Source organism: Methylocaldum gracile (assembly GCF_053646815.1).
In genome coordinates, this window is sequence record NZ_CM132196.1 from 2,721,362 (window position 1) to 2,742,908 (window position 21,547).

Sequence of the window (21,547 nt, forward strand, 5' to 3'; positions counted from 1 at the left end):
ATATCGCTCGTCGACGAGTCGATGGCTCCGGAGCGTTATCTCTCCCATTCGAAAAGAATGTCCGCCCCGCTCTGCTCTCCGGTCTCCGATTGAAGCCGCCAATGCTCATTGAGCTTATAGCGCAGCTTGAACACGTTGCTCGACTGGAATATGCCGAGACCGTATTGCAGGTAAAGCCGCGGCGTTAGGTATTTCCCCAAGAATAGCGATGTGGTTTCGGTGCCGTTCGGTGTTCCGACTCCGATCTCGTCCAATAGTCCCCCCAGTCCGAACCGGCTGCTGATTTCTCTCGCGAGCAGACTTCCGGCCGCTCCGCCCAGGGAAGAAGCGGCATTTCTCAGCCTGTCGCCTTCCTCGCGCGGCGCAAAGTCCATGGGTTTTCCGGCGATCAGGTAGGCGAGAATGTCCGCTTCGGGCAACGGCGGTATGGAGTACAAGGAAACGTTGGGGTTCTTGAGCGAGCCGAGTACCCGCACACCGGCCACTACCTGGTCCAGCCTGCGGGTGACGGTAACGTCCAATCCGGGGTTGTCCACCGGCGTGTCCGTGAAAATCAAACGCCCGTCGTCTATGGTCAAGTCAACCCCATAGAAGGAATAGGTACCGTCCTGAACCACGATCTGCCCGGTTCCGCGCGCCTCTTCGTTCGGCTCCTGAACGATTCTTACCCTGCCGCCGATTTCGCCTTGGAAGCCGGCGGCCTTTACTTGAATCTTGTCGCCGAGGACGACTTGAACGTCGCTATGCAGTCGAAACTCTGTTTCCTCCTCGCCCGGTTCGCCGTTGACCAGCACGACGTCCTCGGACGGGGTCACGGCCTGTTCCTTCTTGGGAACGTTGATAAACGCTTCCGGAACATCTACCCGTCCCCGCATATCGATCCGCTGCCGTTCGGTCATGATGTTGATATCCGGCGACAAGTAGACCTTGGCTTCCGGCGTGTCGACGCCGAGAAACCGGGTTCCGTCCAGATTCAAGGTCAAGGGCCAGCCCGCCGTACCGTCAAGCCGCCAGAGGCCGCTCATCCGTACGGTTCCGCCACCCGACATCGCGCTCCCTTCGAGCCGGATTTGTCGTTGGTCTACCGAATTCGCCCGCAGCGTCAAATGTTCGATACCGATGCCCAACTGAGGTACGCGAAAACCGGCATCCGGCACGCTGGCCTCGAGATCCAACAAAGGCGCTCTCGCTGTGCCTTTGATCCCTAAATCCGCCCGGAACGAGCCGCTCAAGCCTTCGATTTGCGCCAGCCAGGGTTCGAACACCGCCAAGGTTTCCAAATCGACGGTCAGACGTCCCGACACCGGCAGATCCTGAAGCTCGGCCAATCGGAAGGTTCCCCGGCTCTCCAGCGCCCCTTGGATGTCCAGGAGTCCCGCCTGACGTATTCCGACTTGCATCGTCAATATTTGGCCGGAAAGATCCGCGTATATCGATGCCGTTTCCGGTCTTATCCGAACCTTCTTCGACTCGTTGACGGTAAGATCGAACGCTAAGCCTTCCGCATCGAGATCCAGAATGCCTTGATCTATCAGATCGTCTTTGCCGCGAAGTACGGCGCTGCCTTCCAGCATGCCCGAGATAGGCATCGGCTCCGGCAATTCAGCCCCGAATAGCTTTAAGGGAACACCCGACACGCGGGCGGCGGCCCACCATTCGCCGCCTTCGGCGATCTCTCCTTCGAAACACCAGCGTGCGTCCCGGTTGGTCAAACAGATTTCCTCGATCTCGCTTCGGGTTCGCCCGAGCTTCAATCTTGCGGGCTCGCGCAGGGTCCAGGAACCCGATCGAGGTTCCTTGAGATCGAACCTGCTCAGTACGCCGCTCCAGGCATCTTCGCGCAACCCGCCTTCCGCTTCGAAGGCTAGCGCATAGGGCGGGCTGTCGATCCGTCCGGTCAATTCATGTCTTTCCCGGCTGCCGCGTCCGGAAAGTCCGATATCCATGGTATATGTGTCGAAGCGGACCGAATTCCCTTGTAGATCGAAGGTCAACGGCGCGTTGGGCGCGGCGCCCGCATTGAGCGTCAGGCTCAAATCCCGTACGCCGTACTCCTGGTATTTCAAGCCGGCGGCATTGAGCTCCGCTTCGACGGCAGGCGCCGATCGGGCTCCTTCCAGCTTTCCGCTGCTCGTCATCCGGCCTTTGGCGCCCGGCAGCCAGATTCCCAAATCGTCGGACCTCAGTGTCCAGCGGAGATTCAACTGCGGCCCCCAAGCGCCGTCCACCACCAGGGCCGTGGACACGCTGTTCACGCGAAAATCCCGGAACACGACGGCGTCTTCCGGAAATCCGATGTTTCCTTTCGCCTGAACCCGCTGATCCCTTATCAGCCCGTCAAGTTCGACCCGGACATCCGAGCGGGTTCCGGCAACGGTCAACCTTCCTTCGGGACTCCGCCATGCGCCATCCGCTTGCGGCGGCCAGAGCAGGTTCTTCCATCGGGCCTCCAGATCGATTTCCGGTGTTTCCTGAAGACCGCGAACCTGCCCCGAGATAGCGATCTCCGTTCCGGTCTCGGGGAGCCTCAGGATGAGCGCTTCGAGCGCAAGTTCGCCGGGGTCCCGGTAGCTCAGGTCCAAGCGCCCTCGCGCTTGGCCCACGTCCGGCACGGTCAACGCGAAATCTCCGGAAACCTTGGCTGTGCGGCTGGTGCCCTCGCCTTTCAACTGTGCGGAGAACGGCCACGCCTTCCAGTCCCGATCGAGCCGGTCCAACGGAAATTCGGGAAGATCGACCTCGGCATTCCAAGCGCGGGAATTTTCTCGGATCAGGACCTCCGCCGTCACGCGCATTGCCGTCGGAGCCGTAATCCGCTGGACCGTCGAAATCCGCTCCAGGTCTCCTGTAATCCTTCCGCCCCCGGCAATTTTCGGCCGGTCCGGCAGCTCGACGGTCCATGCGGTATCGAGGTCGATAGGTCGTTCTTCGCCGGGAGCGATGGTTCCGCCGAGCGATGCGCTGACCTCGGGCGTTTTTACGCTGAGCCGTTCGACCGTCATGCGGCCTTCGCGAAGTTTCAGACCCGCATCGATCCGTTCCAGACGGATCGGCTCCGCCGCTTCGGACGACTGCCACGTGGCATCGCGGACTTCTACGTCGCCGATCGCCACATCCAGCGGCAAGCGTAAATCGGGCAACCGGGGAGCTTTCGGCTCCGGCGCGGCTTCAGCGGTTTGCACAACTCGGACATCCCTTAAGCGAACCGCATCGAGATGCAAGGTTCCACGCAATAAGGCGCTCGGCTGCCATTCGATCTCGAGTTCCCGGAGCTCGACGCTCAGTCCCTCATCCCGATATCCCAGATCCTGTAGCGAAAATCCGCCCAACACCGAACCCGCCGTTCGTCCGACCTTCAGATTCTCGAGGCTGCGCTCAGCTCCCTGAACCAGCCAGGTCAGGCCGATCTCGGTCGCGAGCAGCACGTAGCCGACGGCGGCAAAGACAAGAAAGACGGCCAATACAACCGCCGCAACACGTTTCATAGGTCGGGACCCAGAACCAGATGCACCTGAAACGCATCCTCCGACCTCGACAGGGGCACGGCGAAATCGAGCCGAACCGGACCTATGGGCGAACGCCACCGGGCTCCCAAGCCCACCCCATGACTGAACGGATCGTCGAAATCGTTGACGGCCCGTCCGACATCGTAAAATGCGGCTACGCTCCAAGGCCCGAACAAGGTTCGCTCGTATTCGAGGCTGCCGACGGTCAAATAGCGTCCGCCTATTCGATCCCCGTCCTCATTCCTCGCGCTGATTTCGTTCAGACGATAGCCGCGCACCGACTTGTCGCCGCCGGCATAAAAGCGTTGCGTAAGCGGCAGCTCGCTGAATTCGTCGGTCGCGATATAGCCGAGCTGGGCGCGCGCGATCAGCCGGTTGCGCTCCCCCAGGCTGTAGATCCCCTTGGCGTTGAGCCGCAGCTTGAAAAACGAAACATCGGATAGCAGGTCTTTCGAAGCTCCGTTCCCGATCAGGTCGATACGCGCCCCGCGCTCGGGATTCAGCACGTTTTCCGAGCTCAACCAGGTATAACCCAGGCTCGGAAGCAACAAAACCGCAGTCTGCGGACCCTCGCCCACATCGAAACGCTCGCGCTGCAGATCCAGCGACAATACTTCCCGCAAACCCCAACGGGCGGTCGAATGCCTGATGCCGATGCGTGCGACTTCGGCTGTACCGGCCAGGGTATCCTCGGTGCCGATTTGCGCGGCAAAGCCGAGCTGATCCTTTTCCGGACGCTTCAAGGGAATGGCGTATAGCGCGTCGAGTTCGGTACGGATGAGCGACAGCCGCAGGTCGGCGTAGAAGCTATGTCCATGGCGATTCAGGTAACGATTGCGATAGCCCAGGGTTAAGCGCGGGCCGGTGTCCGTGCCGTATCCCGCACCGGCCTGAAATCGGTTTTTCGGCTGCATCGCCAATGAAACCGAAACCGGGACCTGTCGAGCATCCGCCTGCTCGGGGTGCGGGATGACGTCGGCCTTGCTGAAATAACTGCTGTCGAGCAGGTTCTTCTGAAGCCTGACCAGGGTCGAAGAACGAAAAGGTTCGCCCGCGTGGAAATTCACGAAGCGTTCGAGCAGCGACGGCTTGAGCGGTGTCTCCGAGAACGAGACTTCGCCGAAGTGGTAACGTTTGCCGGTATCGAAATGCAGATGGATCTCGGATCGGTAATCCGAAAGATGCACCAAAATTTCAGCACGGCTGAAGCTGGCGTCGAAAAACCCGAACTCGGTCGCGGCTTCCGAGAACGCCTCCTTTCCCTTTTCGTAACGGGTATGGTCGAGAACATCACCCTCCTTCAGCGGAAAGCGTGCAATCAAGGTTTTGAATTCCCGCAGTTCGAGACCTTCGCCCGTCAAGCGGACATCCACTTCGCTCAGCTTGATCGGATCTCCCGGATCGATTCGGTAGACCGCCAGCCAGCCCGGCCCTTCGCGCGTCAACGCCGCGTCGATTTTCGGGCGGTAGTACCCGAACGGTTCCAGCGCTCTTCGGATCTCGTCCGGCGCGCGCTCGTGAGCGATGCGAATCCTGTGCGGGTCGCTCATGCTTTCCGCCTGGGCGATGGTCAGCAGCGCACGGACGTTTCTTTCCAGCCTCTCGTCGAGCCCCTCGATTCTGATCGCAACCTGTTCGGCGCTCCATGCGGATGCGAAACATAGCAAGCAACTGAGCAATAAGATCCACCGCACCCCTGTTCCCCGTAATCCCGTTTGCGCCGAATAAACTCGCAGCACAGATGGTCTAATGATCGCAGAGGCTACAAACACGGAAAAGCAAAGGAGTAACAATCATGGGACTTTTCGATTTTGCAAAGGACATCGGACATCGGCTCTTCAGCGAGGAAGGCCAGGCCGCCCGAAAAATAGAAGAGCACATCAACGAAAACAATCCCGGCATCAAGAACCTGAAGGTGGATTACCGTGATTCCGTCGCCTATCTCTCCGGCGAGGCGGACTCGGCGGAGGCTTTGCAGAAAGCCGCACTGATGGCCGGCAACATCAAGGGCGTCGAAGCGGTGAAGGTGGAAGGCGTCAAGCTGCCGGCAGGCGTAGCTAGCCCCCAGGCGGCGGAGACCTACGGCGACACGCAGTACTACGTCATCCAGTCCGGCGACACCCTTTCCAAAATCGCGCAGCAGTTCTACAAGGATCCCAACAAGTATTCGAAGATTTTCGAAGCGAACCGCGAGGTCATCAAGAACCCCGACCTGATCTTTCCGGGGCAGAAGATACGGATTCCGACCGAGCATTAGAGAGCTGGCGACCGATAACGCCTCGTTCTCCTCGAAACCGATTGTGGGGTGGGTTAGGCACGCATCGCACGGAATCCACAAAGTTCCAGCGGAGTTTCCGCGCGCCGTAACCCACCGGACAAGGCCGCGGTGTCGGTGGGTTACGGCGCGCTGAGAGTCCTGCGATCACGGCATCGTTCGTGGTCATGCGCGCCTAACCCACCCTACACCAGGAGCGCCAATCGGAACCTTGTTTTCGGCCACGTCCCTCAGACTAGGAGCGTCAGTTGCTCCACCCGCTGAAAGCCTTTCGGCAGCGGATTTCCGCGCCGCGCGCGCGATCCTTGGTAATGGGCCAGATCCTTGGCCGTCACGCTCAGGCTACGCTTGCCGCAGTGAACCTTCAGACCGGCGTCGGGGGGCACGGCAGTCATGGCTACTACGTAATCCTGCCGCGCGGCCAGATCCGCCGGTTGAATCTGGATCAGCTTATTGCCTTTGCCCTTGTTGAGGACCGGGATCTCGCTGATGGGGAATACCAGAAACCGGCCTTGCGCGGTGGCGATCGCCACCAGATCGGACTCGGGTTGACCGACCAGTACCGGCGTCAGGACCTTCGCATGTTCCGGTACCGTCAGCAGGGCTTTGCCCGCCCGGTTCTTGGTGTGGAGCTCCTTGAGCTGGGTAATGAAACCATAGCCGCTGTCGGTCGCGAACAGATACCAGTCGTCGTCCGCACCTGCCAGCACTGCCTTGAACAGCGCACCCGGCGGCGGGTTGAGCCGTCCGGTCAGGGGTTCTCCCTGGGAGCGGGCGGATGGGAACTCATGGGCCGGCACGGCGTAACTTCGGCCCGTTGAATCGAGGAAATAGGCCGGCTGGTTGCTGCGCCCGAGCGCGGCAGAGAGAAAGCTGTCGCCGGACCGGAAAGCGAGCGTGGTCGGATCGATATCATGCCCTTTGGCGGCGCGAATCCAGCCTTTTTCGGAAAGAATGAGCGTGACCGGCTCGCTGCCGATCACTACGGTAATGTCCAGGGCTTGGGACGCCTGGCGAGCGACGATGGGGGAACGGCGCGCATCGCCGTATTTTTCGGCGTCCTGTTTCAGCTCGTTCTTGATCAGAGCGTTTAGCTTCTTCTGTGAACCCAGCGTGGCTTCAAGGCTGGCCCGTTCCTTTTCCAGCTCGTCCTGTTCGCCGCGAATCTTGATTTCCTCGAGCTTGGCCAGATGACGCAGCTTCAGTTCCAGAATGGCCTCGGCCTGCACGTCGCTCAGCCCGAAACGCTCCATCAGCACGGGCTTAGGTTCGTCTTCGTTCCGGATGATCGCGATCACCTCGTCGATATTGAGGTAGGCGATCAGCAAGCCTTCGAGGATGTGCAAACGCGCGATGACCTTGTCCAGCCGGTACTGAAGCCGCCGGCGCACGGTCTCGGTGCGGTAGCTCAGCCATTCCAGCAGGATTTCCTGAAGATTCTTGACCTGCGGCTTGCCGTTCAGCCCGATCATGTTGAGATTGACCCGGTAGGTCTTCTCCAGATCGGTGGTCGCGAACAGATGCGACATCAGCTGATCCGCGTCGATGCGCCGCCCGCGCGACATGATGACCAGCCGGGTCGGGTTCTCGTGATCGGATTCGTCGCGGAGATCCTCCACCATGGGGAGTTTCTTCGCCTGCATCTGCGCGGCGATCTGCTCCATGATCGTGTTGCCGGACACCTGATGAGGCAATGCGGTGACGACGATATTCCCTTCTTCCAGCTCCCACCGCGCCCGCAAGCGGATCGAACCGTTCCCGGTCTGGTACATGCGGACGATATCTTGGCGCGGGGTGATGATCTCGGCTTCAGTCGTGAAATCCGGACCCTTGATCGAGTCGCATAGCTCTTCGACGCTGAGCCGGGGGTCGTCCAACAAACGAATGCAGGCTCCGACCACCTCGCGCAGGTTATGCGGCGGAATATCCGTCGCCATGCCTACCGCGATGCCGGTCGAGCCGTTCAGCAGCACGTTCGGCAAGCGCGCCGGCAGCAGGGCCGGTTCGTCGAGGGTGCCGTCGAAGTTCGGCAACCAGTCGACCGTACCCTGCTCCAGCTCCGACAACAGGGTCTGCGCGTACGGCGTCAGGCGCGCCTCGGTATAGCGCATGGCTGCGAAGGATTTGGGATCGTCCGGCGAGCCCCAGTTCCCCTGTCCGTCGATCAAGGGATAGCGGTAGGAAAACGGCTGGGCCATCAACACCATGGCCTCGTAACAGGCCGAATCCCCGTGGGGATGGTATTTACCCAATACGTCGCCGACCGTGCGGGCGGATTTTTTATATTTGGCCTGGGCCGATAAACCCAGCTCGGACATGGCGTAGACGATGCGTCTTTGCACCGGCTTGAGTCCGTCGGCGATATTGGGCAAGGCACGGTCGAGAATGACGTACATGGAATAATCCAGGTACGCCTTCTCGGTGAAATCTTTCAATGGTATGCGTTCGTGGGAAACGGAATTCACGGTTTTTTCGGTAGAGAGTGAGCGATTGATAAACAGAAGAGCCTGGGCGGTTGCATCTCCGCCGATGTGTTAAGGAAGCTCTGAGTAAGTGGATTTCGATTATGGTTCGACAAGCTCACCACGAGCGGAATCAATACCTTACCGTTCGTCCTGAGCCTGTCGAAGGACTTAATCAGAGCTTCCTTAACTGATCATTTTAAGTCCTTTCGCAGCCGCCTGCCTTATCACGGTTACGCTCGTTCCCAATCTCCGGATTGGGAACGCTGCCTTGGAAGCTCCGGCTTCGCGAAATACGGCAAGCAGGAGCTTGCAAAACCCGGTTCCCAAACCGGAGCTCGGGAACCGGCACATCGTGGGTTTGTGCTGCCCGTCAAACCACGGCAGCGCCGAATCTTGTAAGATTGCGTCTTTAAACATCCACTGCCATCCATGCAACGACTGACCATCACCTGCCCTGACGACTGGCATTTGCACCTCCGCGACGGCGCCGCCATGCGCGACGTGCTGCCGGACAGCGCACGGCAATTCAGCCGAGCCGTCATCATGCCCAATCTGAAGCCGCCGGTCACCACCGTGGCGGACGCCCTCGCCTACCGCCGCCGCATTCTGGACGCCTTGCCCGCCGGGCTCGAATTCGATCCGCTGATGACGCTCTATCTCACCGAGGGAACCTCGCCCGAGGAAATTCGGCGGGTTGCCGAGGAACCCGAGATCGTGGCGCTGAAACTTTATCCCGCCGGCGCGACGACGCATTCGGAAGCCGGGGTCGCCACCCTCGAAAAGATCTATCCGGTGTTCGAAGCCATGGAGCGATACGATGTGCCCTTGCTGGTGCATGGCGAAGTGACGGATGCCGAGGTCGATATCTTCGACCGCGAAAAAGCGTTCATCGACAGGCATCTGACCGCCATCGCAAGCCGATTTCCGGCGCTCCGCATCGTTCTGGAGCACGTCACCACACGGGACGGCGTCCAATTCGTGCAGGACGGCGGGCCGAACATCGCGGCTACCATTACCGCCCATCATCTGCTTTATAATCGCAACGCCCTGCTGGCCGGAGGCGTTCGTCCCCATTTTTACTGCCTGCCGGTATTGAAACGCGAAACTCATCGCCTGGCCTTGGTCGAGGCGGCAACCAGCGGCAACCCAAATTTTTTCCTGGGAACCGACAGCGCGCCTCATCCACGCAGTCAAAAGGAATCGGTCTGCGGCTGTGCCGGGTGTTATACCGCCCGCGGGGCGCTCGAGCTCTATGCGACGGTTTTCGAATCCGCCGGTGCCCTGGACAAGCTCGAAGCGTTTGCGAGCTTCAACGGCCCGGATTTTTACCGTCTGCCGCGCAATCAGGCAAAAATCGCGATCGAGAAATCCGAGTGGAAGATGCCCGAGGCCATCCCATTCGGTGACGATACCCTGGTGCCGCTCAGGGCGGGCGAGACGATAGGCTGGCGTGTTGTCGAGCGGCTACGATAAACGATAAATCACGCGTCAGACACTCCATTGCTGGAATCGAGGCAGTCCATGGACGGAATTCGGAACTTCCACTAACAGGTGATTCGTGTCCGGTCCCAAGTCGATCTCCAAAGAGAAATCTTCGATGCCTCCTGCTTCGTCCTCCGATTCATTCCTGGCGGCGCCGAGCAAGCCACTCAAGCCCGTACAAGGCGAGCTGGACTTGGTCCCTCCTGCCTCATCCCCTCCCAAAAAGCGGCGATCCAATAACGCGGCCAAGCCGAAAAAGAAACGGACACAGGCCAAGAAAGGCGCCGAGCCCGCGGCAAAACTGAACCCGTGGCGATGGGTCGCCGTTATCGGCACCGAAATCCTGGCATTGGCTGCGTCCGCCCTCATCGGAATCATCGCGGTATTCGGACGCTCGGTGGATTGGTTTGCCGGAACCGGATTATGGTCCAATCTGCTTCCGTTCGCCGCAATGGTACTCGCCGTAGGGATCGCAAATGCGGTGCTGTTGCGCCTCTGGCTGGGCATGCGCGCCAAGCTGGTGCTCAAAGGCATGATTCTGCCTGCGATCCTGGCGGTTTTCGTCGCCGTCGCAGCCGGCTGGTTCGCCGCCCAGGAAGAATTCGGCCGCGATCTCGGCAAGCTTCGCAGCCTGGTCGGCGGCATGCAGGAGGCCGAGCGGAACACGATTGCGCATCAGGTGTTTGCCGCCTATCGGCGTTCCGATCTGACTCAAATGCAGCGCATCATCGAGCGAGCCCAAATCTATCTGCCGACGATCCACGAAGCTGCCAAGGCCTTCGATGTCGACCCCGAAGTCATGGTCGGCATCGGCGCTACGGAATCGTCATTCTATCCGCGGGACAGCAAAGACGGAGGCCGCGGACTCTTCCAGATCACCGCTGCCCCGAAGTCGGCGGTCAGCGTCGTCAAGAAACATCTGGATGTCGACCATCTGGACATGCTCAACCAGCGCCACAATACCTTCGTAGCCGCGGCGACCCTGCGTCTTTATCTGGCGGAGATGCGCGGCGATTTGTTCCTCGGTCTTCTCGCCTACAATATCGGGCCGGCCAACGGCGGTTTGCGCTCGATCATGACGCAGTACGGCGCGCGCGACTTCGTGACGATCCAGCCCTATCTGCAAAACCTTCCGCGCGATTATCCGATCCGGGTTTTGACGGCCGCCCTGGCTTATCGATTGTGGCACACCGAAGGGCGGCTCCCGCGTTATGAGGAAGGCAGCAACGCCATGCACATCCAGAGCGTCGGCATACCCGGCTTGAATCAGGGATTCTCGCCGAAAATAAGCATCGGCAAGGACAAAGCAGCCTAAAAAGTGGCGAAACCGGCTAAGTACATTCAGGGAAGTCTTGCGGCATAGGCAACCTGCCGGACAACCCCGCCAATCAAGCCAATCTGTCGAGATTCCGCAAATATTTGCGGAATGTACTTAGAGCGTTTTCATCTCGCTCGTACGGCAAAACCGGCTCGGCGGGCGTCATTGGCGCCTTCGGCGACGGTAAATTGATTCAAGCATTCGTAGGTCGGCAATCCTTTGCCGACGAACCCGTTACCCCAACGGCACCGTCGGGAAGGGCGGCTTCGGCGCTCCCGAAGACGCCGTTTGCGATTGGAAGGGTCGCGACTAAAGCGACCGTTTGCGATTGGGAGGGATTCCCGACCTACGCGCGAGTGCCCGTACAGTAGGCATGAAAATGCTCGAATCGATCGTCCGCTCCCGGAAGCAAAGCCGGGCATCAGTTTTCCGTGTAGAGCAGCTTCAAGCCTACGACGCCCAAGACGATTAGCAGAATGCAGACGATCCGGACCAGGTCCGTGGATTCGTTGAACAGTATGATGCCGATAATCGCGGTCCCGGCGGCGCCTATTCCAGTCCAAACGGCGTAACCGGTGCCTAACGGTATCGTCCTCAGCGCCAGGGACAAGAACACCAGACTGATTATCATGGCGGCGCCTACGCCTAAACTCGGCCACCAACGCGTAAAGCCCTCGGTGAATTTCAATCCCACCGCCCAGACGATCTCGAATATCCCCGCAACAAGTAAATATGTCCAACCCATGCTTAAAAGAATGTCGCTACGCAGCGAAGCCATAGCCTAGTTTAGACAGACGATATTACCCGATCTTTCTGCCGAGTCGGTTTGCGAGATTTGATTTTCCACAAGACTCGCATACGTTGATTCCCGATCTTCGAGCCAGCTGATCTTCCGTTCCGCTGATTCGGTTAACTGCTCCCAAGTCCTTTCAAAAGGTACGGAAATGTACGTATGTTTAATTTGGGGGTGGTGAGCTTAAATACATCCACCTGAGCTGATCTCGGGTCCGGAACATGGATGCTCCCGCAGGACGGGATTACGGCGAATGGACTTAAGGATGTCGCCAAGAACAGGACGTTCCCAAACGCAACCAGGATGTTGCGAAGGGAGTTGGAGTGTTTCAACGGATTCTGGACGCTCCCTATCCTCGGGCCAGGATGCTCGACACGGAAATGGAATGCTCCGCATGTAACTGGACTGATCCGAATTTGGCTGGGATGTATTTTTGGGAACACGGAAGTTCCATTTTTCTTTCTCCCGTCGTTCACACACTTGCTCATCCAGCTTCACGGCCGGCAAAGTCGCCAGGCGCCCTGCCGTTCCGTCAAAAACGTATCCTCGTTTTCGATGTTGCGTCCGGCGCCATCCAAGGTCGGAAATCCCTTTCTGACATAGCTGCCTGAAATCCTTGGCCGTTCATCGAAGGAGTGAACAGCGTGATGAAAAGAAGACAGTTTCTCGCCCTGGCCGCAGCCGCAATGGTCGTCGGGTGCGCCGGTTCGAAGACCCGCGAGAGCACCGGCGAATATCTCGATGACACGGCCGTTACCACCAAGGTCAAATCGGCTCTGCTGCGCGATGAAGTGGTCAAAGGGCTGGACATCCAGGTCGAAACGTTCAAAGGTACCGTGCAACTCAGCGGCTTCGTCAACACGGCCTCGGAAAAGCAGCGCGCCGAAGCGATCGCGAGAGACGTCGCCGGCGTTCGATCCGTCAAGAACGATATCCGCGTGATGCAATAACCGCTACCGTAAGCCGTGGCCGACTCACATTCAACGGCCGACGCAACATCGTCTCAAACTCGATCCAGTGTCAGGAGCGCCGGCACGGCCCGGCGGCATCATCCTTTATACGCATCCAACCATCCGCGCGGCGCTCGAAATACTCCGCGGCAGAGGGAACGAAACGCGCATTTTCGGATTCCCATGTGCAACGCTCCAGGACAACCTTCGGATGCTCGATCCGGAGCACGTTAAACGCGTTTTTTTCCTTTCGCGTGCGGACCGAAAGCGCGGTTCCGGCGCTGATCACGAGCGCCTTGTAACCGGCGATGCGATACCGTTCTCCCGTGTGCCCCGAATGGCTGACATGGAGATGCCCGGCTAAGAACATATCGACTCCGCAGCTCGCCAGCGCTTCCATGGCCATCCGCGCCCGGCCGACCAGATCGCCCTCACGGAAGCCCTCGGGCAGGTCGAAAGGGTGATGGGTCACCACGATCTTGATGACCGCACCGGGGTAATCACACAAGCGTTCCCGAATGCGGTCCAGCTGCCTTCGATTGACCCGCCCGTTCTTGATGGTCAGCGAGCGCGCCGTATTGACGCCGACCACGGCGATCTGCTCATCGGCATAGAAGGGCTCGATGTTTTCACCGATATAGCGCCGGTATTTGACCAGCGGCCGGAAAAAACGGGCCAGCGGATTATAGAGGGGTACGTCATGATTGCCGGGCACCACGATTTGCGGCTTCGGCAGCGCATCGAGAAAGCGCCGGGCTTCGAGAAATTGAGCGGTTCGTGCGCGTTGGGTCAGATCGCCAGAGATCGCGACCAGATCGGGCCCTATCTCCCGAACCGATTGGATCAGCGGATCGACCAGGGAGCTGTCGACGCGGCCGAAGTGCAGATCCGAAAGATGGACGATGGTTCGCATGCGCCGCGTTACGCCTCGCCGACCGATCGGCAGCCGGACCTAGCTCGCAATGGCGCTTCCGCGAGACTCGACCTTCGTGTTCGGCACTATCACCCGTAGAGCGCCCGGCCGAATTCGATAATGCAGCGGAGTCTGCATGACGATCACCTCGCCGTCGGTAGCGACCCGAAGGCGGCTGCTGTGCCTAGCCTCGATAACGATCTCCTTGGTCCGCATCATGTCGAAGTCCTTGTCTTTACGCAAACTCCGCAAGAGCGCGCGGAGCCCGAATCGCAAAAGGCCGAGCCGGCCGATTTCTCGAGTGGTATACAGCCACAGCCAGCCCGAATCGAGGGTGGTCCGCGCTCCGATATTGAATCCTTCGACCTGGTACCGATTGTTCCCGACGAAAATGAAAGGCGTGTGCCGCACGAGTTCCCGGTCGTCGACACGCAATCGGGCTTCCAGAATGGCATACCGGCGCAAGACGGACAGAGATGCCCAGAGAAACGCCGGCCATTTGCCGTATTCCAGGCGGTCCTGCAGGGTCTCCCGACCGTGTACGATGCTGGGATACAGCCCCAGGCTGGAATTGTTGACGAAAATCCTGCCGTTGACCTCTCCGATGTCGATTTGGGATACCCTGCCGTCGACAAGAACTTGCGCGGCTTGCTCCAAATCCAGGGGAATCCCGAGATCCTTGGCGAAGTGGTTGAGCGTGCCGAGCGGCAGTACGCCCAGTATCTTGCCGGTTTCGGCGAGCACCGAGGCAACCGCATTGATGGTGCCGTCTCCGCCGCCTGCCGCTATCAGATCGGCGTTCTCGGCCAGGGCTCGCCGCGCGAGGTCCGGAACTTCATCGCCGCTGTTCGCAACCCATATCCGGGCATCCCGGTTGCGTGAGACGAAGAACTCTTCGAGCCGCTTTTCCAGTCCCTTTTTTTCGTCACTACCCGCAGAAGTGCTAACGATAATCGCCAAACGGGCGGCCATAAGCTGATTTTACCGGGGGAATTACATGGGATAGATCACCAAATGCCGGTGTGGTTCACAGCCAATGCTTTCGGCGACCAAGCCGTGGCGGGTAACGATGCGATGTTGCATCTGGCGCAAGGCGGCCGAACGCGGCGAGAGTTCCGCCATGACGCCTTCGGCCTTGACCTGCTGCACGGCACGCTCGGTCTCGCGCACCATTTCCCCGACCTCGTCCTGTTTGTCGCCGGGAACGATGTGAAACAGACTGCGCAGGAGCTGCCGAATCTGAGCGGTCGTGTTCTTCTTGACGGCATGCACCGGCAATTGACCGCCTTGAACGATGCGTTGCAGGCTTGCATCGTCTTCCCGCGCGCGCAGCGTCACGACAAGATCGGCCTGGTCCGGATATCTCACCGTGCGGGCCTCCAAGTGGAGGTCGCGGATCACGCGTTCCACCGAGTCCCGGCTGAGCGCATAAGCATAGATGCGAACCGGACGCTGCCGGTCGGAGCGGACGAATAAGACCTCTCTCGCGATTTCCACGGCCGACTCGGGTTCGCTCGCCGTCACCGGCGACTGAACGGCAACCGGGCCTTGGCGGCGTATGCCTTTGGGCTGTGTGCCGCTCAGGATGGCATCGACCGCCTGCGCGGTGTCCAGGTGCACGACCACCTCGTCCCTGGCGGTAATCTCTACGACGATATCGAAGGTGGGCGGAGCCTTCCGCTCGCTTACGGTTTTTTGCGTGCCCCGAAGCCGGGCCTCTTCGTCGCTGAGAGTCACCGTTTGCACGCCGCCGACCAGATCGCACAGCGTGGGATTCAGAACTAAATTCTCCAGCGTGTTGCCGTGAGCCGTGCCGATCAGCTGAACGCCACGCTCGGCGATGGTGCGCGCGGCCATTGCCTCCGTGGCTGTGCCGATTTCGTCGACGATGATCGCTTCGGGCATATGGTTTTCCACCGCCTCGATCATCACTGCATGTTGTCGATCCGGATGCGCGACCATCATTCGCCGGGCACTGCCGATGGCCGGGTGCGGGACATCGCCGTCGCCGGCAATCTCATTGGATGTATCGATCACGACGACGCGCTTGCCGAAATCGTCGGCCAGTACGCGCGCCACCTCTCTCAATTTGGTCGTCTTTCCGACGCCGGGCCGGCCGAGCAATACGAGGCTCTTGCCGCTCTCGACGAGATCACGTATCAGATCGATGGTTCCGAATACCGCGCGCCCCACGCGCAAGGTCAAACCGATGATCTCGCCCCGCCGGTTGCGAATGGCGGAAATGCGGTGCAAAGTCCCCTCGATGCCGGCGCGGTTGTCCGCGCCGAATTCACCCAAGGCGCCGATTACGGCATCAAGGTCTTCGCGGGTAACCGGTTGATTCGATAAGTTCAGGGCGGCGTGGGGATAGCGTGCCTGGGGCAGGCGCCCTAAGTCCAAGATGATTTCGAGCAATTCCCCCTGGCCTTGCAGCGCTAGGGATTTCTGGAGCTCCGGTGGAAGGAGCTTTATGAGCAGGTGGAGATCATCGAGATGGGTCTTGGCGGTCACATCTTTGCACGGGGTGTTCTTTCAAGCCCTGTCCGACGCCGTAACGGCATCCAATCGCGTGTCCGCAGCTCCGCCGAGCCGTCAGGTCGATGATTCGAGAACATCTCTATCGACCATTACCTTCCCCGCCCGTCCGGCCGCGGACGCCTCCTGGTCAGTCGCATTCGTACGATTTCTGGATCCGTCCGTTCTCGTCCACCGTTTCGAGTCTCGCCTTGAATCCCCACAGCCGGCGCACATGCCGCAGCATCTCGTTGGTGCTCTCTCCCAAGGGGCGGCGATGATGCTGATAATGCCGCAGGGTCAACGACCGGTCTCCTCGGGTGTCCACCCGGTAGACCTGAATGCTGGGCTCCAGGTTGCCGAGGTTGTACTGATCCGAAAGCACGTGGCGAACGGCTCGATAGCCGTCCTCGTCGTGAATGTGGGTGATTTCCAGTTCGTCGTTCAAATCGTCGTCCAGCACGCTGAACAGCTTGAAATCCCGAATGACCTTGGGCGAGAGGTATTGGGCGATGAAACTCTCGTCCTTGAAATTGCGCATGGCGAAGTCCAGCGTCTTGGTCCAATCGGTATCCACAAGATCGGGGAACCATTTCCGATCTTCGTCGGCGGGATGTTCGCAGATCCGCCGAATGTCGCTCATCATGGCGAATCCCAAGGCATAAGGATTGAGTCCCGAAAAGTGATTGCTGTAATACGGCGGCTGGCTGATGACGTTGGTATGCGATTGCAGGAATTCCAGCATGAATCCGTCGGTCACCAAGCCTTCGTCATAGAGCCTGTTCAGAAGGGTGTAGTGCCAGAAGGTCGCCCAACCCTCGTTCATTACCTTGGTTTGACGCTGGGGATAGAGATATTGCGCGATCTTGCGGACGATTCGAATGATTTCCCGCTGCCAAGACTCCAGCAGCGGCGCGTTCTTCTCGAAGAAATAAAGGAGATTTTCCTCGGGTTCGGCCGGAAACTGATGGGCTTGCTCCTGGAAGTATCTTTCCTTCTTTGGAACGGTGCGCAGCCATAAATCGTTAATCTGCGACTGAAGATATTCCTCCCGCTCTTTCTGCCTATGCTTCTCCTCGGTTATCGAAAGCGCCGGCGGCCGGCGGTAACGGTCCACGCCGTAGTTCATCAAGGCATGACAGGAATCCAGCAGCTCCTCTACGGCCGAGACGCCGTAACGTTCTTCGCATTCCGCGATGTAGTTCCGGGCGAACACCAGGTAATCGATGATGGCGTCGGCATTGGTCCAGGTCTTGAACAAATAATTGTTTTTGAAGAAGGAGTTATGGCCATAACAGGCATGCGCGATGACCAGCGCCTGCATGGTCATGCTGTTCTCCTCCATGAGATAGGCGATACACGGGTTGGAATTGATGACCAGCTCGTAGGCCAGCCCCATGTATCCGCGCCGATAGCTTTTCTCGACGGTCAGAAACTGCTTGCCGAAGGACCAATGCGGGTAGAACACCGGCATGCCCGTGCTCGAATAGCAGTCCATCATCTGTTCCGAGGTGATGATCTCGATTTGGTTGGGATAAGTGTCCAGGCCGAAACCCGCCGCGATTCGGGCGATCTCGGTGTCATAGCTCTGAAGGAGTTCGAAAGTCCATTCGGAGCCTTCTGAAAGGGGTTTGCGGCTCATGCCTGCTGCTTCTTGAAGAGTTCTCTAAAGACCGGATAAATGTCCGCCGCGCTATAAATCGGCTGCATGGCAAAGTTGGGCCAGTATTCCGCCACTTTTTCGTATTCCATCCACAGGCTGTGGGGCTCGTGGTTGTTGATCTCGATATAGGCGTAATACTGCACGCTCGCCATGATGTCTTCGATCAGCAAGCGCGAACAATTCGTCGAGTCCTCGGGCCAGTTGTCGCCGTCCGACGCCTGGGCGCCGTAGATGTTCCAGTCGCCCGAGGGGTAGCGGTCGCGGATGATGTCCTTCATCAACTCGAGTGCGCTCGACACAACGGTCCCACCGGTTTCCCGCGAATAGAAGAAATCCTGTTCATCCACCTCCAGCGCCACCGTATGATGACGAATGAAAACCACGTCCGTCTTTTCGTAATTTCGCGTAAGAAACAAGTAAAGCAACAAGAAAAAACGTTTCGCAAGATTCTTTTTCACCTCGTCCATGGAACCGGAGACGTCCATGAGGCAAAACATCACGGCCTGGGTGCTGGGCTTCGGAACTTGAATGCGGTTTCGGTAACGGAGATCGATGGTGTCGAGGAACGGCACTGCCCGAATCCTGCGCTCCAGCAGGGCGATCTCCTCGCTCAATGCGGCGATACGCTCCTCGTCAGGCTCACCGCCAGTTAGCAAAGCCGCGAGTTCGACTTCCAGCTCCCGCTTCCGGTCCGCCGATGGCGCGCGCAAGGCCGTGCGGCGCGCCAAGGCCTCCCGCATCGAGCGGATGACGTGCAGGTTCGAGGGCGATCCGTCGCTGGTAAAACCCGCGTGCTGACTCTTGAAAGTGGCTTCTCTCGCCAGTTGCCGCTTCACCATGTTCGGCAGCTCGAGATCTTCGAAAATGAATTCCAAGAACTCTTCGCGCGACAATTCGAAAACGAATTCGTCCATGCCCTCGCCGGTATCGCTGGCACGGTTGCCCGAACCGCCCTCCTCGCCTTCCGGACGGGGTACCTTGTCGCCCGCTATAAACTCCTTATTGCCGGGTTGAACGACCTCCCGCCGCCCGCCTTGGCCATGCCGAAACGTCGGTTCCGAAATATCCTTGGTCGGAATCTGAATCTTTTCGCCACGGTCTACGTCCGTTACCGACCGCTTCGCGACGGCATCGGCAACGGCCTTGCGAATCTGACCGCGGAAGCGTTGGAGAAAGCGCTGCCGATTGACAGCGCTCTTGTTCTTGGGGTTTAAGCGGCGGTCTATAAATTGACTCATGGGCTTGAATACCTATCGCTCGGTTAAGAGGACTTGCGCACCCTGAGATACCATTCGCACAACAGCCGCACCTGCTTGGGCGTGTACCCTTTGTGAACCATGCGGTTCACGAATTCCTCATGTTTCTTCTGATCGTCCAGCGACGCCTTGGCGTTGAAGGAGATCACCGGCAGCAGTTCTTCCGTATTGGCGAACATCTTCTTCTCGATGACCGCACGCAGCTTTTCATAGCTGGTCCAGGCCGGATTCTTGCCGGCGTTCTTGGCGCGGGCACGCAGCACGAAGTTCACCACTTCATTGCGGAAATCCTTGGGATTGCTGATGCCTGCCGGTTTTTCGATCTTTTCGAGTTCCTCGTTGAGCGCCCTGCGGTCGAAACTCTCGCCGGTATCCGGATCGCGGTATTCCTGATCCTGTATCCAGTAGTCGGCGTACGTAACATACCGGTCGAAGATGTTCTGTCCGTACTCGGAATACGATTCCAGGTAAGCGGTCTGGATTTCCTTGCCGATGAAATCCACATAGCGCGGCACCAGGAATTCCTTGATGAAGCGCAGATAACGCTCCTGCACCTCCGGCGGGAATTGCTCCTGCGTGATCTGCTGTTCCAGCGTATACAGCAAGTGAACCGGATTCGCCGCGACTTCGGAATGGTCGAAGTTGAACACTTTCGACAGGATCTTGAACGCGAAGCGCGTGGAAAGCCCGGTCATCCCTTCGTCCACGCCCGCGAAGTCCCGGTATTCCTGATAGGATTTCGCCTTGGGATCGGTGTCCTTCAGGTTCTCGCCGTCGTAAACCCGCATTTTCGAGTAAACATTGGAGTTCTCCGGTTCTTTAAGCCTCGACAGCACCGCGAACTGCGCCAGCATTTTCAGTGTGTGGGGTGCGCAGGGCGAATCGGACAGCGAACTGTGGATCAAGAGTTTCTCGTAAATCTTGATCTCTTCTGAAACCCTTAGGCAATAAGGCACTTTGACCACATAGACACGGTCCAGAAACGCCTCGTTGTTCTTGTTGTTCTTGAACTGCAACCACTCGGACTCGTTCGAATGGGCCATGATGATGCCCTCGAACGGAATGGCCGAAAGCCCTTCGGTACCTTTGTAATTGCCCTCCTGGGTCGCCGTCAGGAGAGGATGCAGCACCTTGATCGGCGCCTTGAACATCTCCACGAATTCCATGATACCTCGGTTGCCGAGGCAAAGGCCGCCCGAGAAGCTGTAGGCATCCGGATCGTCCTGGCTGAAGCGCTCCAGCTTCCGGATGTCGACCTTGCCGACCAAGGACGAGATGTCCTGGTTGTTTTCGTCGCCCGGTTCGGTCTTCGACACCGCCCGCTGATCCAACATGGACGGGCGCACCTTGACGACGCGGAATTTGGTGATATCGCCGTTGTACTCGTGCAGGCGTTTCACCGCCCAAGGCGACATGATCGTATTGAAGTAACGGCGCGGGATACCGTATTCGTTTTCGAGAATCGGACCGTCCTCTTCGGGGTCGAACAGTCCCAGCGGCGATTCGTTGATGGGCGAACCCTTGATGGCGTAAAACGGCACCTGCTCCATGAGGTGCTTCAACTTCTCGGCCAGCGAAGACTTGCCGCCTCCGACCGGGCCCAGCAAGTACAGAATCTGTTTGCGCTCTTCCAGCCCCTGAGCGGCGTGGCGGAAAAATGCCACCATCTGCTCAATGGTTTCCTCCATGCCGTAAAAATCGGCAAAAGCCGGATAGCGCTTGATGACTTTATTGGCGAAAATGCGTGAAAGGCGCGGATCGAGCCGGGTGTCGACCAACTCGGGTTCGCCGATGGCGATCAGCATACGCTCGGCTGGACTGGCGTAGGCCGTCGGATCCTTACGGCAAATTTCTAGATATTCCTGAAGCGAATACTCTTCTTCGCGCGCTTTTTCATAGCGGGATTGATAGTGATCGAAGATACCCATAGATGCGAGGTCTCCTCTGCAATCAGCAGATGCTCAAAAAGGTCTTAACGTCTCCGGCGAGAGGACCGCAAGCTGCCTCGTTCGATATTTTGCTGGTTGAGACAACGAGCGTATTAACTGTCCCTATCATAGCGAACGTGGCTTTCTCATCCATCCGCACTATGCAATAAATGCGGCGCTCGCGGCTCTTACCGCTAAGACGTAGCCTAACATATTTCGGTTCCTCGGCTGCGAGACACCCAAGAAAAACTTTATGCCAAAGAGAACCTCATCGAGCATGTAACAAAACTGTTTCGCACTGCTTGCCGAGCGATACACAATACTTAGCGATGGCCGGACTCGAGCCCACTCCGCTGTATTGTCCTCTTATTAGTTTAGAATTAATCGTCGGCCATACGTTCGACGCTAAACACCCGAGTTTATGCCGGGAAGCGTATTTCCAATAAACGGCACCATCTTCTCGATCATTTGCAATGCTCAGCCA

General features: G+C 58.6%; 14 protein-coding genes. 4 read left to right on the forward strand and 10 right to left on the reverse strand.

Features of this window, described 5'->3' with window-relative positions:
* Positions 1-35: 35 nt before the first annotated feature.
* Together ACWJJK_RS12055 and ACWJJK_RS12060 are read right to left on the reverse strand one after the other, a co-directional pair.
* Positions 36-3,485, reverse strand: coding sequence for a translocation/assembly module TamB domain-containing protein (locus ACWJJK_RS12055; protein WP_156881848.1), 3,450 nt, complete (start codon positions 3,483-3,485; stop codon positions 36-38).
* Positions 3,482-5,200 carry an autotransporter assembly complex protein TamA gene (locus tag ACWJJK_RS12060; RefSeq protein ID WP_454128108.1) on the reverse strand — a complete coding sequence of 573 codons (1,719 nt, stop codon included), beginning with the start codon at positions 5,198-5,200 and terminating at the stop codon, positions 3,482-3,484. The genes ACWJJK_RS12055 and ACWJJK_RS12060 overlap by 4 nt, the downstream gene beginning before the upstream one ends.
* A 101-nt stretch (positions 5,201-5,301) precedes the next feature.
* Between ACWJJK_RS12060 and lysM the strand changes: the two genes are divergently transcribed.
* Positions 5,302-5,763, forward strand: coding sequence for a peptidoglycan-binding protein LysM (lysM, locus tag ACWJJK_RS12065; RefSeq protein WP_077729576.1), 462 nt, complete (start codon positions 5,302-5,304; stop codon positions 5,761-5,763).
* A gap of 248 nt (positions 5,764-6,011) precedes the next feature.
* On the opposite strand, the gene parC is transcribed toward lysM, so the two are convergent.
* Complete coding sequence (gene parC / locus ACWJJK_RS12070) at positions 6,012-8,246, reverse strand: DNA topoisomerase IV subunit A (RefSeq protein WP_454128109.1); 2,235 nt, start codon at positions 8,244-8,246, stop codon at positions 6,012-6,014.
* A gap of 429 nt (positions 8,247-8,675) precedes the next feature.
* On the opposite strand from parC, the gene pyrC reads away from it, so the two are divergent.
* A complete protein-coding gene (gene pyrC, locus ACWJJK_RS12075; protein ID WP_454128110.1) occupies positions 8,676-9,719 on the forward strand; it encodes a dihydroorotase in 1,044 nt (347 codons plus the stop codon).
* Positions 9,720-9,843: 124 nt separating this feature from the next.
* Positions 9,844-11,043: a transglycosylase SLT domain-containing protein gene (locus tag ACWJJK_RS12080; protein WP_077729645.1), complete on the forward strand. Its 1,200-nt coding sequence runs from the start codon at positions 9,844-9,846 to the stop codon at positions 11,041-11,043.
* Positions 11,044-11,467: 424 nt separating this feature from the next.
* Here the strand turns inward: ACWJJK_RS12080 and ACWJJK_RS12085 are convergent, their stop codons facing one another.
* Entirely contained in the window at positions 11,468-11,824 is a 357-nt protein-coding gene (locus tag ACWJJK_RS12085) for a DMT family transporter (RefSeq protein ID WP_346425837.1), read from the reverse strand.
* 662 nt (positions 11,825-12,486) lie between these two features.
* On the opposite strand from ACWJJK_RS12085, the gene ACWJJK_RS12090 reads away from it, so the two are divergent.
* Positions 12,487-12,789 carry a BON domain-containing protein gene (locus ACWJJK_RS12090; RefSeq protein WP_077729580.1) on the forward strand — a complete coding sequence of 101 codons (303 nt, stop codon included), beginning with the start codon at positions 12,487-12,489 and terminating at the stop codon, positions 12,787-12,789.
* Positions 12,790-12,859: 70 nt separating this feature from the next.
* On the opposite strand, the gene ACWJJK_RS12095 is transcribed toward ACWJJK_RS12090, so the two are convergent.
* The 6 genes from ACWJJK_RS12095 to ACWJJK_RS12120 all read right to left on the reverse strand — a co-directional run bounded on the left by ACWJJK_RS12095 (position 12,860) and on the right by ACWJJK_RS12120 (position 21,063).
* Complete coding sequence (locus ACWJJK_RS12095; RefSeq protein ID WP_454128111.1) at positions 12,860-13,702, reverse strand: metallophosphoesterase family protein; 843 nt, start codon at positions 13,700-13,702, stop codon at positions 12,860-12,862.
* A 39-nt stretch (positions 13,703-13,741) separates the two neighbouring features.
* On the reverse strand, positions 13,742-14,674 hold the full coding sequence (locus ACWJJK_RS12100; protein WP_454128112.1) for a diacylglycerol/lipid kinase family protein: 933 nt from the start codon (positions 14,672-14,674) through the stop codon (positions 13,742-13,744).
* Positions 14,675-14,695: 21 nt separating this feature from the next.
* On the reverse strand, positions 14,696-16,213 hold the full coding sequence (locus ACWJJK_RS12105) for a R3H domain-containing nucleic acid-binding protein (RefSeq protein ID WP_434130337.1): 1,518 nt from the start codon (positions 16,211-16,213) through the stop codon (positions 14,696-14,698).
* A 154-nt stretch (positions 16,214-16,367) separates the two neighbouring features.
* A complete protein-coding gene (locus ACWJJK_RS12110; RefSeq protein WP_077729584.1) occupies positions 16,368-17,858 on the reverse strand; it encodes a SpoVR family protein in 1,491 nt (496 codons plus the stop codon).
* On the reverse strand, positions 17,855-19,117 hold the full coding sequence (locus ACWJJK_RS12115; RefSeq protein ID WP_077729585.1) for a YeaH/YhbH family protein: 1,263 nt from the start codon (positions 19,115-19,117) through the stop codon (positions 17,855-17,857). Before ACWJJK_RS12115 ends, ACWJJK_RS12110 begins: the two co-directional genes overlap by 4 nt.
* A gap of 23 nt (positions 19,118-19,140) precedes the next feature.
* A complete protein-coding gene (locus tag ACWJJK_RS12120) occupies positions 19,141-21,063 on the reverse strand; it encodes a PrkA family serine protein kinase (protein ID WP_077729586.1) in 1,923 nt (640 codons plus the stop codon).
* Positions 21,064-21,547 lie beyond the last annotated feature (484 nt).

What these genes read in the sequence shown, in the direction of transcription:
- ACWJJK_RS12085 (WP_346425837.1), bottom strand. Translation starts at nt 11,824, where the DNA reads ATGGCTTCGCTGCGTAGCGACATTCTTTTAAGCATGGGTTGGACATAT.
- ACWJJK_RS12115 (WP_077729585.1), bottom strand. Translation starts at nt 19,117, where the DNA reads ATGAGTCAATTTATAGACCGCCGCTTAAACCCCAAGAACAAGAGCGCT.
- ACWJJK_RS12080 (WP_077729645.1), top strand. Translation starts at nt 9,844, where the DNA reads ATGCCTCCTGCTTCGTCCTCCGATTCATTCCTGGCGGCGCCGAGCAAG.
- ACWJJK_RS12090 (WP_077729580.1), top strand. Translation starts at nt 12,487, where the DNA reads ATGAAAAGAAGACAGTTTCTCGCCCTGGCCGCAGCCGCAATGGTCGTC.
- ACWJJK_RS12095 (WP_454128111.1), bottom strand. Translation starts at nt 13,702, where the DNA reads ATGCGAACCATCGTCCATCTTTCGGATCTGCACTTCGGCCGCGTCGAC.
- ACWJJK_RS12120 (WP_077729586.1), bottom strand. Translation starts at nt 21,063, where the DNA reads ATGGGTATCTTCGATCACTATCAATCCCGCTATGAAAAAGCGCGCGAA.
- ACWJJK_RS12055 (WP_156881848.1), bottom strand. Translation starts at nt 3,485, where the DNA reads ATGAAACGTGTTGCGGCGGTTGTATTGGCCGTCTTTCTTGTCTTTGCC.
- ACWJJK_RS12110 (WP_077729584.1), bottom strand. Translation starts at nt 17,858, where the DNA reads ATGAGCCGCAAACCCCTTTCAGAAGGCTCCGAATGGACTTTCGAACTC.
- pyrC (WP_454128110.1), top strand. Translation starts at nt 8,676, where the DNA reads ATGCAACGACTGACCATCACCTGCCCTGACGACTGGCATTTGCACCTC.
- ACWJJK_RS12100 (WP_454128112.1), bottom strand. Translation starts at nt 14,674, where the DNA reads ATGGCCGCCCGTTTGGCGATTATCGTTAGCACTTCTGCGGGTAGTGAC.
- lysM (WP_077729576.1), top strand. Translation starts at nt 5,302, where the DNA reads ATGGGACTTTTCGATTTTGCAAAGGACATCGGACATCGGCTCTTCAGC.